Here is an 18,861-nt window from a genome sequence, read left to right as displayed (position 1 = left end):
GTCGATACTTTGCAGTAATCGTTACATTAGCAATAACTGTAAATTAAGAAAACCTCTTGATTTCTCAAAAGGTTTAACTTAATTCTTGGCTTAAATTCAAAACTCCATTTTAACAACACTAAGAACTATTACATAGTTAAAACTAGTTCTAAATTCAGAAATAAATCAGTATCCAAAAATTATCGATTAAAGAAACTTAGGCTTAATAACCAGCATTGCCCAAGCCCAATTTTGACTTCCTGCTGCGGCATCTTCAGTTACTCCTTTTAAATCATACATTCCATCACTAGCAAACATTTGAGAATATCCCAATACCAATGCATATCCTTTAAATTTTTGCTTAAATACCAAATCTACTTCTGTACCTAAAGATTTTTCTCCACTTGCCAACTCTTGTTCGCCACTAAAATTTAAAGCTTTCACTAATAAACTAGATTTTTCACCTAATTTAAAATTTGCACTCGCATGTATATCTACTAAACCAATTGAATTTGCATGATTACCTACGTAGAAATAATCCATAAATCCATTAAACTTGTGGTTTGTTCCGTATAAAGGAAAGAACGCTCCTGTTTCACCCGCATCGCCATCATTCCCACTAATAACCTCAACACCAGCTCCAAAAGTCACTTTGTCTGACGATTTATAAGTTAAGTCTAAACTCAGTAAATGAGCACCTTTAATATCTACTTCACCTTGTCTTTGACCTGCCTGTAAGTAAGCATTAGCTGCCACACCTAATTTCCCTGAATTATACTTTAAATGTGTACCAATCGTCTGTAAACTACTTGTTCCATCTGCGGTTGTTCCGTCGTCTTCATATTCTTGAAAACCATTATTCATTAACAATAAACTTCCAGAAAATTTAGACCATTTTTTACTTAAATGTAGCATTTGCATGGTTTTATACGAGAAAAAACCAGTAGTATCGTAAGATGTTCCTGCAGAAACAAAACCTGTTGGGTTACTATAGTCTTGGTTGAAAGCTAAAGCAAAATCTAATTTAAAGCTATCTTTAGTATACTTGAGTAAAGCTGCATCATGGTTTCTTCCTTGTTGTGCCCAATCTAATCCACCTAAAATGCGTTGATCATCATAAGACAAGGCTTGACGACCAATTTTAGTTGAGAAGCCTTCACCTAATTTAATATCTGCCCATGCTTCAAATATTGCAAAAGAATTATTTTGATCATATGGTAAAAGCTGTCTGTTTTCTCCCCAAACCATCACGTCTTGTAAACTTAAATAAAACTTATAAGCGTCTGTTTTAAAGCCCGCATTTAATCTTACTCGAGTTGAAATTCCGAATCCCGCATCTGCATCATCAGCAATTAAACTTCCAAATCCGTTTCTATATTCTGTACGAGGTCTAAACTGACCATCTAAACTAAATTGCGCCTGAGCAAATTGTATGAATAATGCTACAAAGGCTAATAAGGCATATTGTTTTTTCATGATTCTTGTTTTTAAGTTTGAATTATTTTTTGAGTTTTTAGGTATCATTTTTTGGTTGTTTTAAGGTTGTAGTCGCCCTGTACTGCTGAAAAATCCTCTTTTTCAATAGCCTATTTAATGCTGATTAAATGTTTTGTTATTTACTTATTAGTGCTCTAAGAAGTCTATTAAGTGTTTTCTGTATTTGTAGTAATCGTCGTGCTCTAAGACTGATTTTCGAGTTCTAGGTCTTTCAAATTCTATATCTAATATATCTCCAATTTTTGCTTTAGGTCCACTTGTCATCATAACCACTCTGTCTGCTAGGAAAATTGCTTCATCAACATCGTGCGTAATCATAACAGCTGTAATTTTTTCCTTGTTCCAAATTTCAATCAGAATATCTTGAAGCTCTCCTCGCGTTAAAGAATCTAACATCCCAAAAGGCTCATCTAATAGCAGTACTTTAGGTTTTATGGCGAATGCTCTTGCAATGCCAACACGTTGTTGCATACCTTGTGATAGATCTGAAGCTCTTTTATTAAAGGCATCTTCTAGTCCTACCTTCTGTAAATAATATTTAGCTATATCATTTCGTTGTGCTTTTGTAGCATGAGGAAAAACCTGATTCACTCCTAATAACACATTTTGTAAAGCCGTCATCCAAGGCATTAAACTTGGTGCCTGAAAAATAACACCTCTATCTGGTCCTGGTCCTTTAATCTGTTTTCCTAAAACTGAAATACGACCTCCCGAAATAGGATTTAAGCCGGCTATCATTGAAAGCATAGTTGTTTTACCACAACCTGAATGGCCAATAATAGTAACAAACTCTTCTTTTCTAATTTGAAGATTTAAATCTTCAAGAACAACATAATCCCCTTTTGGAGTTGGATAAACTTTCTTGAGGTTTTTTAGATCTAGCATCACTTCATTAGAAGGAAAAAGACCATTATCAGTAATAATATTAGACTGGTTTTGTTCAATTATAGTACTCATAATATTTTATATTTAAACTGATTAACAAAATCTTTTGGGCTTAAATCCGGTAGTATTATTTCTTCAATAGAATCTGATTTTCTTTCCTCACCAATATCCATTAAATATTCAATGATTGCATTACGAGTTTTCTTGAAGTTTGCATTATCATTCAATTCCGTTTTATCTCGTGGACGCTCGATATCGATTTTAAATTCTGGTCCTAAAGTTGCATTTGGTCCTGGACGTAATGGAATTATGCGGTCTGCCATGTAAATGCCTTCATCTACATCATTAGTAATTAACAAAGCTGTTCGTTTTTCTTTTCCCCAAATATTTAAAATTTCATCTTGCAAATTACCTCTTGTCAAAGCATCTAATGCTCCTAAAGGTTCGTCCATAATAATCATTTCTGGTTTCATTGCTAATGCTCTCGCAACCGCAACACGCTGACGCATACCACCAGATAATTCCTTTGGGCGTTTATTAATTGCTGGTGTTAGACTAACCATTTCTACATAATCAGCCACAATCTCTTGCAATTCTTTTTTGCTCTTTTTAGGAAAAGCTTCCTTTACTGCCATATAAACATTTTGACCAACGGTTAACCAAGGCAACAACGAGTAATTTTGAAAAATAACACCTCGCTCATGACTTGTTCCAGAAACTGGCTCTCCTTTAAAGAGCACCTCGCCTTTTGTTGGTTCTATTAATCCATTTATAAGGTTTACTAAGGTTGTTTTCCCACTTCCTGTAAAGCCAACAATGGCAACAAATTCCCCTTCCTCTATGGATAAATTTATATTAGATAAGACTTCGGCTTCGGTATCACCTTGACCGTATGTTTTATATATATTATTTAATTCTAAGTACGCCATTTTAATTCTGTTTAATGGTTGATTTGTTATTAGTTAAACCAATTTCACGATTAACTATTCAAACAATTCCATATTATTAAATCGCATCTGTTTTATCAAAAGACACCCAATTTTGTATGGTTAACATCAATCGATCTAATAGGAAGCCAATTATCCCAATAACAAACATCGCAACAATTATTTTTGCATTAGAGTCATTTGCTCCATTCTGAAATTCTTCCCAAACAAATAATCCTAAACCAGGACTTTGGGCCAACAGCTCAATAGCAATTAATACCATCCAAGCTACAGACAACGTTATTTTTAACCCTGTAAAAATTAGAGGTAATGATGAAGGCAATACAACTTTGAAAATTTTTTGAAAAGATCCCAATTTCAATACTTTAGCAACATTGATATAATCTTTATCTACAGAAGAAACTCCCATTGCCGTATTAACTAAAGTTGCCCACATTGAACACAACCCAACACTAATGAATGAGATCGTAAAAGAACTATCTTCGTTAGAATCTATTAACAATGTTTTTACAATCATAAATACAAGTAAATACCATACTACTGGAGATACAGGTTTAAAAATTTGAATAAACCAGTTAAACGCACTTTTTAAAGTAGGACTTAATCCTATAAAAATTCCTAACGGAACTGCTATTAATAAAGCCAATAAAAAGCCAGCAAAAACTGTTTTTAAACTTCTAAATATTTGATCCACAAAAGAAGGTCTTCCTGTATAAGTAATTTCATCTAATCCATCTGCCACACGTTTTTCATTTAAAGCGGCTGTCTTTTCTTTGAAAGCAGCTTTATCTGCAGCTATAATATTGTGATCCCTTAAAAGAGACTTATAAGAATCCCATACTTGAGATGGTGAAGGCAAAGTATTTGGCTTACAACTTACATCTCCCGAAGCTATACAAGCCTCCATAGCATCTGCTGCAGCTTGACCTTGATCTGTTAAAGCTTTTTCAATTTTAAAATCTGCTTCTTTATTATAGAGCGCCTTTGCTCCCATATGCCAAAGCCCAATAAATAATAAAATAGAGGCAAGTGGCACAATAGTTTTACGTAGTAAGGTTTTAAAGTCTTCCTTATCTATGTTACCTGTAAATAAATCTTTAATAGTGCTTAAAAAGCCTAATCCTATAAATTTAGTAACCTTTCCTAATGTTAAACTTTGCTTCATAATTTATTATTTAAAAAATACTTATCTTAATTATTGTGCTGCCTTATCCTTGTTTCCAATTTTAAAGCTATTGATATACGAAATAGGGTCTTTAGCATCATACATAGTACCATCAATAAAATCTGTTGTAGCTGGCTTATAACCGTCTGTTGCTGGTATATCTGTTGCTGGTATGTTTCCTTCTTCTACTAAAAGTGTTGCTGCTTTTTTCCAGATATCTGGTCTGTATATATCTTTAATTGTACTAGCATACCAATCTGCAGACTTTGCTTCAGGAATTTGTCCCCATCTTCTCATTTGAGTTAAGAACCAGATACCATCTGAATAGAAAGGGTAGGTTGCATTATACTTATAGAATACATTAAAATCTGGCATCTCTCTTTTGTCACCTTTTTCAAATTCAAAAGTACCAGTCATTGAATTCGCTAAGACAGCTTCATCAGCACCCACGTATTGAGACATAGATAAAATCTTTACCGCCTCTGCTCTATTACTTGGCTCATCTAACCATTTTCCTGCTCTTATTAATGCTTTTGTAACAGCTATAGCCGTATTTGGATTTTCTTCAACAAACTTCTCTGTCATAACAAATACTTTCTCTGGGTTATTTTTCCAGATATCGTAATTCGTTACTACAGGCACGCCAATTCCTTTGAAAACGGCCTGCTGATTCCATGGCTCACCTACACAATATCCAAAAATAGTACCTGCCTCTAACGTTGCTGGCATTTGTGGTGGAGGCGTTACAGATAATAAAACTTCTGCATCAATTTGTCCTTGCACGTTATCAGCAGTATACATTCCTGGATGAATACCAGCTGCAGCTAACCAATATCTAATTTCATAATTGTGTGTAGATACAGGAAATACCATACCCATTTTAAATGCTTTACCATCTGTTTTATATTGATCAATAACAGGCTTTAACGCTTCTGCATTAATCGGATGAATTGGTTTACCTTCTGAATCTTTAGGAACATTTGGCTTCATTTTAGACCAAACATCATTTGACACTGTGATACCATTTCCGTTTAAATCCATTGAAAAAGCAGTAACCAATTTAGCTTGACGACCAAAACCTGCTCCTGCAGCAATAGGTTGACCCGCTAACATATGTGACCCATCTAATTGACCATCGATAACACGATCTAAAACGTTTTTCCAATTAGACTGCGCTTCAACTGAAACAAATAAACCTTCATCTTCAAAAAAGCCTTTTTCCTTAGCGATTGCTAATGGTGCCATATCTGTTAGTTTAATAAAACCAAAGGTTAATTGTGGCTTTTCAATTTCTAAAGTTTTTGTTGTTGAAACCTCAGCAATTTCTTTTTCTACAGTTTCTTTTTTTTCACTTTCGCCACAAGCAAATAATAAAACTGCTAGTGATAAAATAAATGTAGATTTTGATAATAATGTCTTCATATCTATGTTGATTTTGTAGTTAATCTAAGTATTAATACTTATATGAGACAAATATAGAAGCGAACTTTTAAACAACACATGCAAAACACTAGTATAAAAACGTTTTTTCCGTAGCTCACGCACCACCTTAAAACAAATCAAAAACTGTAGTTTTACATATTATTATTATAAACAACACAACTACAAATCATTATAAATCAAAAAAAATACTTAGATAAAATTAATTACCTAAGTATTAACTATAAAGATTAAGCTTATTTATCTAAGTAAAAGTTATAATTATTGTATTTAAATATGAAGTTTTGGCGTTGACCATTAATTAATTTCGAAGAATTTGAGCTAAATACTAAATCAAATACCAACATAACGTTAGATTTTAATTACTTAGTATTTACCAAAATATAGAGTGGATTGTAGTTATTTGATGTTAACTATTTAAAAAATAATTGTGTTCAGAGATTTCATTTCTAAGCTGCTCTACGTCTACTATACCAATACGTTTGCCAATTGCAAAGATTAAATTTTCTTTCTTAAGTGCAGATATGGTTCTAGTAACCTGCTCATCTGTTGTACCAGCAAAACCCGCGATTTCTTTTCTGCTTAGTTTTAAATCTAGTAAACCTTTATGATTTGTGCCAAATTTTCTATTTATATATAATAACGCATCAATAACTTTTTCTCTAACTGTCATTTGTGCAATGGCTTTAACTTTAGATTCCGTCTTATTCAATTCATAGGCATAAAACAACATAAGATCATAGGTTAATTCAGGGATCTTTTTAAGCATCAGCTTTAATGTTTTATCGGTAAAATTACATAGTATAGAATCTTCTAAGGCGACAGCTCCAATAGAATACTTTTCACGAATACCAAATCCACGATGCCCAATTATCTCTCCATTAGTTACAAAACGAAGAATCTGCTCTTTTCCGTAAATTCCTGTTTTTAACACTTTAGCCTTCCCTTTATTCATAAAGAATAAACCATTTGTTGGAGCGCCTTCCATAACAAATTGCTGACCACTTTTACAAACAATAGTGCTTCTATCTTCCATAAATTCTTGAATTGAATCTAATTCGATATTTTTCTTAATCAAACAATTTTGATTAGCACAAGTTTTACAATGTATTGCTGGTACAGCCATAATTAATTCAACAAATTTAAAACTCGCGTTTTTATGGACGTTTGCAAGAATACTAAATGCTTATTTTCTAACAATTCAGTATTAATACGTATTAAGTTTTAAAAATTCATATTACAACAATATTATAAAACTAAGTATATATACGCAATATTATAGCAACAAAACTACGTACGTATTTGTTTTATTATGCATTCCTTAAATAGGGCTACAAAGAAATTACAATTACTCAAAAAAGAACCTTGAATATTAAGAGTATCGTATTTTATTACTTTAAAGTATAGCGCATTGACTACAAACACTTAATAATCATTTAATTACAACACATTAGACACAATAAACCAAACACATCATAACAAATTCTACAACAGATTATTACGAAAAATAAGAATTCAACCATCGCAATTCTGATTTTTCGCGCTTCTTTTTAATCAAATTGGTATTTAAGTGAGGATAAATTTTGATTTTCGCAAAAATACGTATTACAACATCAGATATGCGTTTCTATGTATAATTTATTACGTATTTATACTTAATTTTGAGTTTGATATGTAAATCCAAATGTTATGAAAACTATAGTTGTTATAGGAAACGGAATGGTTGGCTACAAGTTTTGTGAAAAATTTGTTACTAAGGAAGGACATGAAAATTATAAAATTATTGTGTTTGGTGAAGAACCAAGACCAGCATACGATCGTGTTCATTTAAGTGAGTTTTTTGAAAACCAAGACGCTAAAGCCTTAGAAATGGCTCCAAGATCATGGTATGAAGAAAACAATATTCAACTTATTACAGATACTCGTATCACAGATATACATAGAGGTAAAAAAACAATTACTAGTGTTAGCGAAGAAGAGTTTCCTTATGATTATTTAGTTTTAGCAACGGGCTCTTCTGCGTTTGTTCCACCAATAAAAGGTGTTGAAAAAGAAGGCGTTTTTGTTTATAGAACTATTGAAGATTTAGAGCGCATGTTGAGTTATGCTGCTAAAATTAAAGAAAACAACCCAAATGCAAGAGCTGCAGTACTTGGTGGTGGATTATTAGGTTTAGAGGCCGGAAAGGCTGTTATGGATATGGGCTTAGAACCTCATATTGTAGAATTTGCTTCTAAATTAATGCCAAGACAATTAGACTTAAGAAGTAGTCAAGTATTACAGTTAAAACTAGAGTCCATTGGCTTAAATATCCACTTAAGTAAAGCAACAAATCAAATTTTAGGAGATGATGGCTTTATCACAGGAATGGAATTTGGAGAGGATGACAAGTTAGATGTTGAGATGTTAATCATTTCAGCAGGTATACGTCCAAGGGACGAACTCGGTAAGACTTGTGATTTAGAAATGGGAGTTCGTGGAGGTATTGTTGTTAACAATAAAATGCAAACTTCTGACCAAAATATTTTTGCCATAGGTGAAGTTGCACTTTATAATCATATGATTTATGGTTTGGTTGCACCTGGTTACGATATGGCAGAAATAGCAGCTAGTCAAATATTAGGTCAAAGCGATGTTTTAATGCCAGATGAAATAGACATGTCCACCAAACTAAAACTAATAGGTGTAGACGTTGCTAGTTTTGGAGAACCCTTTATGCCAGCATCTAAAGGACATTCCATTATTTTTGAGAACAAAACACAACATTTATATAAAAGAATCAACGTAAGCCTTGATGGAAAATCTCTACTAGGAGGCATATTAGTTGGTGATGCAGCAGATTATAATATGCTACATCAAATTTACTTAAACGGCATGGCAATCCCAGAAGATCCTGCCCAATTAATTCTTCCTGCCAGTGAAGGTGGCGCCTCTTTTGGCGATGTTTCTGATTTGCCAGATGAAGCACAAGTCTGTTCTTGCGAGAGTGTTACAAAAGGACAAATATGTAGCGTTATTGAAAACGGAGACGCTACAGATGTAGCTGGTGTTGTAAGTTGCACAAAAGCTGGCACAGGCTGTGGTGGATGTAAACCAATGGTAACTGACCTAACGAACTCTACATTAAAAGCGTTAGGTATTGAAGTAAAAGAAGGTGTTTGCGAGCATTTTGACTTAAGCAGACAAGATCTTTACAAAATCATTCAAGTTAAAGGGTATACTAATTTCAATGAAGTCTTAGATAACCATGGCAATGGTGGTCATGGTTGCGAATTATGCAAACCTCTTGTAGCTTCATTGATGGCAACAATTAATGCTGACACAGCAAATAAAGAATATGCTATACAAGATTCTAACGATAGATTTTTAGCGAATATTCAACGTAACGGAACCTATTCCGTAGTACCAAGAGTTCCTGGTGGTGAAATAACGCCAGACAAGTTAATTGCATTAGGTCAAATTGCGAAGAAATATGATTTATACACCAAAGTAACAGGTGGTGTTAGAATAGATTTATTTGGAGCAACACTACAACAATTACCCTTAATTTGGAAAGAACTCATCAGTCATGGATTTGAAAGCGGACACGCTTACGGTAAATCTCTACGTACCGTAAAAACTTGTGTTGGCTCAACATGGTGTCGTTATGGTATGGACGAAAGTGTTTCTTTCGGAATTGAGCTAGAAAACAGATATCGTGGTATACGTGCGCCTCACAAAATTAAAGGAGGTGTTTCTGGCTGTATACGAGAATGTGCTGAGGCACGAGGAAAAGATTTTGGATTAATCGCTGTAGAAGGTGGATGGAATTTATATCTAGGAGGGAATGGTGGTGCAAATCCTCGACATGCTGAATTATTCGCAGAACAAATAGACAATGAAACTGTTATTAAATACTTAGATCGCTATTTAATGTTTTATATGCGTACGGCAAAACCTTTGCAAAGAACTGCTGCTTGGCAAGAACGATTAGAAGGCGGCTTAGATTATCTTAAAGAAGTGATAATAGAAGATAAACTTGGTATTGCTGAAGACTTAGATAATGAAATGCAAACATTGGTTAATAAATTTGAATGCGAGTGGACCCAAGCCGTAAATGACCCTGAAATGATGAAGCGTTTTAATCATTTTATTAATAGTGACGAAGAAGATGACAACTTAGTATTTATTCCAATGAGAGAACAAAAAATGCCTAAGGCTTGGTAATATTTAAAACAAAAAACTATGGATTCAATTCTAGAAAATTATAAAACTGTACAAGTTAAAAGCGTAAAAGTTTGGTTTAAGGTCGCTTCGGTAAACGATTTCCCTACGGATGGTGGAGCCTGCGTAAAATACAAAGACAAACAAATTGCTGTTTATAATTTTAAAAGAACCAACTCTTGGTATGCTTGCCAAAACCTTTGCCCTCACAAACTAGAAATGGTTTTATCTAGAGGAATGATTGGAGATCAAGGAGGTATTCCCAAAGTTGCTTGCCCAATGCACAAAAAAACTTTTTCTTTAGAAACAGGAGAAAATCTTAATGGAGATTTAGGTGCCATAGCCACTTACCCTGTAAAAATTGAAAATAACATTGTGTATATTGGATTTTCTGAATAGATTTAGAAATTACATTAAATCCTTCTCTTTTGAAAACTAAATTTGAAAAAGCAATTGCCTTAATAGATCAAAAAAATTCTGAAGACCCTAATTCTATCGCGTATGAAGGCAAAGAATTTCCTAAAGAATTGCTATACTCACAGCGCATGATGAGTAAACTTCTTGACGTAGACGCTAATGCTTCTGAAGAACTTCAAATAGCCATTAGAGCGCAACATATTGGTCGTTGGCAAATAGAACGAAAATCATATCCTATGGATAAAATTGGATATTTTCAATGGCGAAATGACCTCAAAAAAATGCATTCAGAAATCACGAGTCAAATTTTAAATAGTGTTGGTTATGACAAACCATTTGTTGATCGTGTTTCATTTTTAATAAATAAAAAACTAATAAAAAAAGATACAGAAACGCAATCATTAGAAGATGTTGCATGTTTGGTTTTTTTAGAATATTACTTAGAGGATTTTATAGCAAAACATACTGACGAAAAAATTATTGATATTCTTCAAAAAACTTGGGGAAAAATGTCAGCAAAAGGGCAAGAATTAGCGTTGCAATTAGACCTTTCTTCAAAAGGACTCTCCTTAGTTAAAAAAGCATTAGAATAAAACTCAAAAACAATGACAACCAATGTTGGCTCATTAGATAATCGTACTTTTAGTAAGCTTAGGCGCTTATATATCATTGCGCTAAGTGCTATTGCCTTGTCTGTTTTTATTAGCCAAATATTTGTTAGAAATTATTTAGATGATCAACAAAGTGATTCTACCGTCATTAATGTTGCTGGTCGGCAAAGAATGTTAAGTCAGAGAATCACAAAAGAAATTTTGTTAATCTCCACTGAAAAAAATATTGAAGAAAAAAATGAGCTAAAAAACCAGCTCATAAAAACACTAAGTTTATGGGAAACTTCTCACAACGGATTACAAAAAGGAAGTGACAGTATTAATTTACCAGGAGAGAATAGCCCAGCCATTATTGCCATGTTTAAAAGGGTTAATCCTTATCATCAATCCATTTTAAAAGCAGCAAATTCCATTATACAAACGGTAGAAGCTAACCCAGAAACAGCAAATATTTCTTTGTCCAAAAACATTGAATTAATTAAAGAAAATGAAGCCCCTTTTCTGCAATTAATGGACAAAATAGTAAACCAATACAATGCTGAAGCCAACACAAAAGTAGATCGTTTACGTAACTTAGAATTAATTTTAGTCATCATAACTTTAGCGATTTTGCTAGGTGAATTTATCTTTATTTTTTGGCCTTCAGCAAAATTTGTAAAAGCAACTATAAAACGTTTATTAAAGTCTGAAACACAGGCTTTAAAAATTGCTCGTGATGCAGATATTTTAAGAGAAAAAAACGAAAATTCAGTTAAAGAATTGCGGAAATTAAACGAGGTAATGGATAGAACACTTCTATTCGCCAGAGTAGATGCTAATGGTTTAATTATTCATATTGGTGACAAATTCTCAAGATTATTCAAGCTCTCTCATTTTACACAAGGGTTAAAATTATCTGAAATCATTTCTATACACAAAAGTGAACAAAAAGTTATAGATGATTTATTAGCTTATAATAGTAAAATTGGATGGCAAGGTGAGGTAAAAGCCACTAAAAAAAATAATGAAACCGTATGGCTAGAAATGTATATTATTCCATTTTACAGCGTTAATGAAAAATCTGAATTCATAATTATTTCTTCAGATATAACTTCTAAAAAAAATGCACAATTAGAAGTAGAAAAACTTTCTAACGAGCGCTATAAAGAGCGCATGAATCAACAAAAGTTAATTGCAAGTAAAATCATAGAAAACCAAGAAAAGGAACAAAATAGAATTGCAAAAGATATTCATGATGGCATTGGCCAAATGCTTACAGGTTTAAAATTTAATTTAGAAAGCATAAATCCTAATGATATAGAAAAAGCAGCAGTTAAAGTCGAGTATTTAAAGGAATTGGCCTCAAATATTATTCAAGGCGTAAGAACAGCAACGTTTAATCTTGCACCTCCAGAATTAGGGGATTATGGCATTATTCCTGCGCTAACCAAACTTACTAAGGAGCTTAATAAATTCACAAATAAAAAAATAGAATTTTACAATAAAACGAATTTTGACCAACGATTAGATTCATTAATTGAAATCAACATTTACAGAATAACACAAGAAGCCATAAATAACGCAATAAAATATGCCCAATCTAGCCATATAATAGTAACGCTGTCACACAGCACCAGTATACTAAGTATTATCATAGATGACAATGGCGTTGGTTTTGACACTAACAATAGTAAAAATCCATCTAAGGAGTCTGGTGGTATGGGAATGATGTTTATGAAAGAGCGTATTTCTTATATAAATGGCCGATTTTTTGTAGATTCTTCACCAGAAAACGGAACGCGCATTACGCTTAATATACCTATATCTAATTAGGTATAATTACTTAAAAAATACTATTTTTGTGTTATCAAATTACTAAGTATTTATGAATAACTTAAATATAGTTCTTGTTGATGACCACGTATTGGTAAGAGATGGAATAAAAGCACTTTTAGAAGAAGAGCAAGGAATCACTGTAATTGACGAAGCTTCAAATGGTCTCGAAGCGCTTGAGGTTTTAAAAAATCAAAAGCCCAATTTACTCGTTGTGGACATAAGAATGCCAAAGATGAACGGTATTGAGGTCGTAAAAGAAGTAAAAAAAAATTATTCAGGTATAAAAACATTAGTGCTTTCAATGCATGATTCTGAAGAATATGTATTAGATGCTATTCAGGCTGGTGCAGATGGTTACCTTTTAAAAGGAGCAAGCAAAGAAGAATTTCTTAAAGCATTACAAACTATAGCTTCAGGCGGAAAATATTTTACAGGTGATATTTCTGCTATCATTGTTAATAATCTTACCAATAAGCGCACACCCTCTGAAAGCCCAAAAGAAATGATAGTTGAAAATCCATTTCAATTAACAAAGCGAGAAAAACAAATTCTTAAGTTAGTTTTAAAGGGGAATAGTAATAAGGATATTGCAGCCGAATTAGAAGTAAGCAAGCGCACTGCCGAAGTACACCGTTTTAATCTTATGAAAAAACTGCAGGTAAAGAACCTTATTGAACTATCAAATAAAGCGGCAGAATATAATTTCAATTAGATATTTTTGACGCAATTAGCAATTTAAAGCACACTTTGTTGTGTTATTATAGAAAATTTGCGAATACATTCCTTTTTTGATAAAATTATCAAAAACACTTAGAATTTAAGATTTAAACTACGTATTAATACTTACTTTTATAACTGTTAACTCTATTAATTTCCAAAATTGGTAATTCATTAGAAGGTAACCTCGTTATCAACAGTTCTCATTAAAAATAAGTCTTGTGCAGCAAAATCAAATTAAAACAACGTGTTCTTATTGTGGCGTAGGTTGTGGAATCATTGTAAAAAAAGATTCAAATGACAATATCACTGTTGAAGGAGATAAAGAGCATCCTGTAAATAAAGGAATGCTATGCTCTAAAGGCATGAATCTTCATTATGTAGCTAAAGACACTTCGGACAGGCTTTTGTATCCCCAAATGAGATGGAGTCGGTCTCATCCTCATGAACGTGTTTCTTGGGATTCTGCCTTAGATAGAGCTGCTGGTGTTTTTAAATCTATTATTAATAAATACGGTCCAGACAGTGTAGGGTTTTATGTTTCCGGACAATGTTTAACCGAAGAATACTATATAGCCAATAAACTTACCAAAGGTTTTTTAGGCACCAATAATATTGATACTAACTCTAGATTATGCATGAGTTCTGCCGTTGTTGGCTACAAAAAAGCATTTGGCGAAGACTCTGTCCCAATTTCTTATGAAGATATTGAATTAGCAGATTGCTTTTTCATTACAGGCGCAAATCCTGCGTATTGTCATCCAATTCTTTTTAGACGATTAGAAATGCATAAGGAAAACAATCCTGACGTTAAAATTATTGTTGTAGACCCAAGAAAAACAGACACTGCAAATTTTGCAGATTTACACCTTCAAATTATTCCAGGAACGGATATTGTTCTTAATAATGCCATAGGAAGACGCTTAATTGACCGAAAAAAAATTGATAAAAACTTTATTAAAAATCATACTGAAGATTTTGAAAAATATAAAAAACATGTGCAATCTACCTCGCTTAAAGAAGCTGCACATATTTGCGGTATAACTGTAGATGAAATAAAAAAAGCAGCTACAATGATTGGTAATGCTACCGGTTTTGTAAGCATGTGGACCATGGGACTTAATCAAAGTGCTATTGGAACTTATAAGAATTTCTCATTAATTAATTTATCCCTTATTACAGGTCAAATAGGCAAACCAGGTTCTGGGCCTTTTTCTTTAACAGGCCAACCAAATGCAATGGGAGGAAGAGAAGTTGGAGGTATGGCAAATTTATTAGCCGTTCATAAAGATTTATTAAACGAAAAAGATAGAAATGATGTAGCTGAATTTTGGAATGTAAATAAGATATCTCCAAATCCAGGACTTACAGCAACCGAAATGTTCGACGCCTTAGAAAGCGGAAAAATGAAAGCCATTTGGATTATTTGCACCAACCCAATGGTAAGCATGCCCAATTCTCATCGTATTGAAAAAGCTCTTAAAAATGCCAAATTTGTTGTCGTTCAAGATATTTCAAAAAACGCAGACACAGTAGACTATGCAGATTTAGTACTTCCTGCTGCTGCATGGTTAGAAAAGGAAGGTACCATGACCAATTCTGAGCGTCGTATATCGTATTTACCTAAAGCTCTCGAAGCACCAGGCGAAGCAAGGCCAGATGTAGAAATTTTATGTGATTTTGCAAACAGAATGGATTTTAATGGCTTCAATTATAATTCTACAAGCGAGATTTATCAAGAATACTGCGCCATGACTAAAGGTTCAAACATTGATATTTCTCATCTTAATTATACAAGATTAAAAAATGAAGGCACCTTTCAATGGCCAGTTCCCTCGTCTGGACATAAAGGAACACCTCGACTTTTTGAAGACAAAAAATTCTATACACCTTCTCAAAAAGCAATTTTCAACATTCCTGCGACAACAAAAAACACATCTGAGCATCCAAATTTAGAATTCCCTTTAATTTTAACAACTGGAAGAATAAGAGATCAATGGCATACCATGACAAAAACGGGTAAGGTCTCTAGATTAAAAACCCATTACTCTAGTCCTGTTTTAGAAATTAACAATGCAGATGCCTATGTTAACAAAATTAAAGATGGTGATGTTGTAGAAGTTAGAAGTGGAAATGGTGTTGTTAGAGTACGAGCTAAACTCACAAACAACGTTAGACTTGGCGTTGTGTTTTTACCAATGCATTGGGGAAAACAACTGCAGAGTGACCTAAATAGAGCTAACAATTTAACCAATACGCTCGTTGACCCTATATCAAAAGAACCCGATTTTAAATACACTCGTGTTTCTGTTTCAAAATACAAAAAACAAGAAGAAAAGATTATTGTAGTTGGTGCAGGTGCCGCTGCTTTTAGATTTGTTCAGAATTATCGCGATCATAATGAAACGGATAAAATCAGTGTATTTTCAAAAGAAGATAATCCTTTTTACAATCGTGTTTTACTTCCGGAGTATGTTACTGAGGAATTATCTTGGGAGCAACTTCAAAAAATAAAAGATCTTGAATTAGAAAAACTAAAAATAGATTTATTTGGTAATACATTTATAGTTGAAATTGACAGAGTTAATAAATTAGCTATTGACAATAATGGTAATACACATCCTTATAATAAGCTCATATTGGCAACTGGTAGTCGTGCTTTTGTACCAAATGACGTACAACTAAAACTGCCAGGAAGGTTTACACTAAGAAGCAAAACAGATGCTGACAGGTTTAAATCTTACCTCAACGCAACTAACTTACCTGCAAACAAACAACACGTAACCATTGTTGGAGGAGGCCTTTTAGGGCTAGAACTCGCTGCAGCTTTAAAACACAAAAATGTAAATATTACCATTATTCAAAGAGGCTCTAGACTTATGGAAAGACAATTAGACCAATTGTCTAGTAAATTACTTGCTATGCATGTACAAGAATTAGGTATTCAGGTCTATTTTTCTAACGAAGTAAGTACGGTTTTTAATGACGAGGACACTGACGAATTAGGAATAACACTAAAAAGTGGAAAAGCATTTAAATCTAACGCTATTGTATATGCTATAGGCACTAGGCCAAATATAGAAATAGCAAAAACTTGCGGAATTACTTGTGGTCGAGGCATTAAAATAAATCAACATTTACAATCCTCAGACCCAAATATATTTGCTATCGGTGAGATTGCAGAATTCAAAAGCACCTTATTAGGTATCACATCTGCAGCAGAAGAACAGGCAGCCATATTAGCTAACTTTATTTTAGGAGATATTAGTAGTATTTACAAAGGCTCAGTAGCTATGAATATATTAAAATTTAGCAATTTAGACCTTTGTAGTATAGGTAATATATCTGTGCCAGAAAACGACCCAAGCTACGAGGAAATCATTTTTACGGACATGAGTAAACGCTATTACAAAAAATGTATAGTTAAGGATGATTTGTTAGTTGGCGCCGTTTTAGTTGGTGATAAAAATGAATTTGCAGAATTTAAAGGCCTTATTGAAAGTAAGGTAGAATTATCTAATAAAAGAGATTCTTTATTAAGAGGTGCTTCAAATGATAAACCCGTTTCAGGAAAACTAATTTGTTCTTGTAGTCAAGTCGGTGAAGGTAATTTAGCCGAAGCTATTACCAATGGTTGTACTAACTTCACAGATCTATGCAAGCAAACTGGTGCTGGTCTTGGTTGTGGCAGTTGTAAAACAGAGGTTAGAGAAATTCTCAATGCCCAAAAAGAATTAGTATGATAAACAGACTAACGAGATTGATTATAAAAGGAGGTGTTTTGTCTCCAGCAGAATTAAAACTAATTTGTCAATCTGCAGAGGATTTAGGTTCTGATGTGATATCATTTGGTTCAAGACAAGATATATTATTTCCAGATGACCTAAATAGCGAAAAAACAGAAACGATTGAAGGTTTTCAGATGGTTAATCCCAAAAGAGACCATTCAGAAAATATTATGTCGTCTTATGTTTCTGCAGATATTTTTCCAAATACTTCTTGGCTTACAGGAGACAAGTATTTGTATGTGTTAGAACAATTTAGAAATGAACATCGTTTAAAGATAAATATTACAGATCCAAAACAACGTTTAGTTCCTTTATTTACTGGACACCTTAATTTTATTGCTTCAGAACAAGAAGATTATTGGTACCTGTATATTCGTTTACCTTTTTGGAAAAAAATGGAAATCTACCCTGTTTTAATCTATAGTTGGGACATGGCTAAAGTGGCAACAGTTATAGAAAACCTTCTCAAAGAAGAACCTGAAACAATAGACATGATTTTTGATTTGGTTAATGATGCTATTCAAACGAATAACATCACTATAGACAAGCAATTACACGTACCATTCCATCCATTTCCTTATTACGAAGGCATGAATAGAATTGGTGGCGACAAATATTGGCTAGGTTTATATTGGAGGAATAACCGATACGATCTAGACTTTTTAAAAGCCATGTGCGATTTATGTTCTGATTGTAAAATTGGAAAAATATCTATCACGCCATGGAAATCTTTTATTGTAAAGGATATACCTGTGAGTGCTAAATTACATTGGGAAAAATTTCTAGGAAAACATGGTATCAATGTTAGGCATTCTATGCTCGAGTTAAATTGGCATTTACCTGTAGCTAATGATGATGCTTTAAAACTAAAGAAATACTTAGTTGACTATTTTGACACTAACGATATTAGTACCTACGGCTTAACTTTTGGTATTACTGAATATACTAGAAAAGCCTATTATTTTACTTCTATTGTTATTGAGAAAAATACGCCTCCTACTGGTTTAAAAGATTTTAAAATACGAGATACCTACAACTTATTATACGCTAAAAATTTCGACCCAAATACTAGAGATTATATTGTGCACGTACAAGAAGTTGACAAAGCAGAATTGCCAAATTTACTGATGGAACTGAGTCGGTTATATTTTGAACAATTAGGTTCTGACACAGATGAAATAAAAACTTTAGAAGACACTGAAGAAGAAATTGAGTTTGAAGTGTACCAATGCAGGGACTGCTTAACAGTTTACAACCAAGAGTATGGCGATATTACTCAAAATATTGAACCAAATACAGCTTTTGAAGCTTTAGATAATAATTACACATGTTCGCTTTGTGATGCACCAAAAAGTCATTTTGAAAAAAAGATTTTTACAAAAAAAATAAGTTAAATT

General features: G+C 33.1%; 13 protein-coding genes. 7 read left to right on the top strand and 6 right to left on the bottom strand.

All coding sequences use genetic code 11. From position 1 onward, the window contains the following. Window positions 1–186: 186 nt before the first annotated feature. The 6 genes from Q0891_RS01475 to Q0891_RS01450 form a co-directional block, all read right to left on the bottom strand. Window positions 187–1,455 carry an alginate export family protein gene (locus Q0891_RS01475; protein ID WP_299098289.1) on the bottom strand — a complete coding sequence of 423 codons (1,269 nt, stop codon included), beginning with the start codon at window positions 1,453–1,455 and terminating at the stop codon, window positions 187–189. A gap of 147 nt (window positions 1,456–1,602) precedes the next feature. Then, on the bottom strand, window positions 1,603–2,433 hold the full coding sequence (locus Q0891_RS01470; protein ID WP_299098288.1) for an ABC transporter ATP-binding protein: 831 nt from the start codon (window positions 2,431–2,433) through the stop codon (window positions 1,603–1,605). Then, window positions 2,430–3,290, bottom strand: coding sequence for an ABC transporter ATP-binding protein (locus Q0891_RS01465; RefSeq protein WP_299098287.1), 861 nt, complete (start codon window positions 3,288–3,290; stop codon window positions 2,430–2,432). The genes Q0891_RS01470 and Q0891_RS01465 overlap by 4 nt, the downstream gene beginning before the upstream one ends. Window positions 3,291–3,366: 76 nt before the next feature. Beyond that, window positions 3,367–4,473 (bottom strand): ABC transporter permease, encoded by a 1,107-nt coding sequence (locus tag Q0891_RS01460; protein ID WP_299098286.1) that lies wholly within the window; start codon window positions 4,471–4,473, stop codon window positions 3,367–3,369. Between the two features lie 30 nt (window positions 4,474–4,503). Next, on the bottom strand, window positions 4,504–5,895 hold the full coding sequence (locus Q0891_RS01455; RefSeq protein WP_299098285.1) for a CmpA/NrtA family ABC transporter substrate-binding protein: 1,392 nt from the start codon (window positions 5,893–5,895) through the stop codon (window positions 4,504–4,506). A gap of 427 nt (window positions 5,896–6,322) precedes the next feature. After that, entirely contained in the window at window positions 6,323–6,991 is a 669-nt protein-coding gene (locus Q0891_RS01450) for a Crp/Fnr family transcriptional regulator (RefSeq protein ID WP_299098284.1), read from the bottom strand. Between the two features lie 611 nt (window positions 6,992–7,602). On the opposite strand from Q0891_RS01450, the gene nirB reads away from it, so the two are divergent. From nirB to Q0891_RS01415, 7 genes are all read left to right on the top strand, one after another. After that, window positions 7,603–10,119 (top strand): nitrite reductase large subunit NirB, encoded by a 2,517-nt coding sequence (gene nirB / locus Q0891_RS01445; RefSeq protein WP_299098283.1) that lies wholly within the window; start codon window positions 7,603–7,605, stop codon window positions 10,117–10,119. 18 nt (window positions 10,120–10,137) lie between these two features. Then, window positions 10,138–10,515 (top strand): nitrite reductase small subunit NirD, encoded by a 378-nt coding sequence (nirD, locus tag Q0891_RS01440; RefSeq protein WP_299098282.1) that lies wholly within the window; start codon window positions 10,138–10,140, stop codon window positions 10,513–10,515. A 29-nt stretch (window positions 10,516–10,544) separates the two neighbouring features. Continuing rightward, on the top strand, window positions 10,545–11,126 hold the full coding sequence (locus tag Q0891_RS01435; RefSeq protein ID WP_299098281.1) for a DUF4202 domain-containing protein: 582 nt from the start codon (window positions 10,545–10,547) through the stop codon (window positions 11,124–11,126). Window positions 11,127–11,138: 12 nt separating this feature from the next. Next, entirely contained in the window at window positions 11,139–12,956 is a 1,818-nt protein-coding gene (locus Q0891_RS01430) for a type IV pili methyl-accepting chemotaxis transducer N-terminal domain-containing protein (protein ID WP_299098280.1), read from the top strand. Window positions 12,957–13,008: 52 nt separating this feature from the next. Continuing rightward, window positions 13,009–13,671, top strand: coding sequence for a response regulator transcription factor (locus tag Q0891_RS01425; RefSeq protein WP_299098279.1), 663 nt, complete (start codon window positions 13,009–13,011; stop codon window positions 13,669–13,671). Window positions 13,672–13,897: 226 nt separating this feature from the next. Further along, window positions 13,898–17,419 carry a nitrate reductase gene (locus tag Q0891_RS01420; protein ID WP_299098278.1) on the top strand — a complete coding sequence of 1,174 codons (3,522 nt, stop codon included), beginning with the start codon at window positions 13,898–13,900 and terminating at the stop codon, window positions 17,417–17,419. Then, window positions 17,416–18,858, top strand: coding sequence for a rubredoxin (locus tag Q0891_RS01415; RefSeq protein WP_299098277.1), 1,443 nt, complete (start codon window positions 17,416–17,418; stop codon window positions 18,856–18,858). The genes Q0891_RS01420 and Q0891_RS01415 overlap by 4 nt, the downstream gene beginning before the upstream one ends. Window positions 18,859–18,861: the final 3 nt, after the last annotated feature.

It is taken from the genome of uncultured Winogradskyella sp. (assembly GCF_947498005.1).
In the GTDB taxonomy this organism is placed as follows: domain Bacteria; phylum Bacteroidota; class Bacteroidia; order Flavobacteriales; family Flavobacteriaceae; genus Winogradskyella.
The sequence above is the reverse complement of the archived record's forward strand: the minus strand, read 5'-3'. Positions and strand labels throughout refer to the sequence as shown.

Excerpts from the sequence above, each read along its gene's own strand:
- Q0891_RS01455 (WP_299098285.1), bottom strand. The coding sequence starts at position 5,895 with ATGAAGACATTATTATCAAAATCTACATTTATTTTATCACTAGCAGTT.
- Q0891_RS01465 (WP_299098287.1), bottom strand. The coding sequence starts at position 3,290 with ATGGCGTACTTAGAATTAAATAATATATATAAAACATACGGTCAAGGT.
- nirD (WP_299098282.1), top strand. The coding sequence starts at position 10,138 with ATGGATTCAATTCTAGAAAATTATAAAACTGTACAAGTTAAAAGCGTA.
- Q0891_RS01415 (WP_299098277.1), top strand. The coding sequence starts at position 17,416 with ATGATAAACAGACTAACGAGATTGATTATAAAAGGAGGTGTTTTGTCT.
- Q0891_RS01425 (WP_299098279.1), top strand. The coding sequence starts at position 13,009 with ATGAATAACTTAAATATAGTTCTTGTTGATGACCACGTATTGGTAAGA.
- Q0891_RS01460 (WP_299098286.1), bottom strand. The coding sequence starts at position 4,473 with ATGAAGCAAAGTTTAACATTAGGAAAGGTTACTAAATTTATAGGATTA.
- Q0891_RS01475 (WP_299098289.1), bottom strand. The coding sequence starts at position 1,455 with ATGAAAAAACAATATGCCTTATTAGCCTTTGTAGCATTATTCATACAA.
- nirB (WP_299098283.1), top strand. The coding sequence starts at position 7,603 with ATGAAAACTATAGTTGTTATAGGAAACGGAATGGTTGGCTACAAGTTT.
- Q0891_RS01470 (WP_299098288.1), bottom strand. The coding sequence starts at position 2,433 with ATGAGTACTATAATTGAACAAAACCAGTCTAATATTATTACTGATAAT.
- Q0891_RS01430 (WP_299098280.1), top strand. The coding sequence starts at position 11,139 with ATGACAACCAATGTTGGCTCATTAGATAATCGTACTTTTAGTAAGCTT.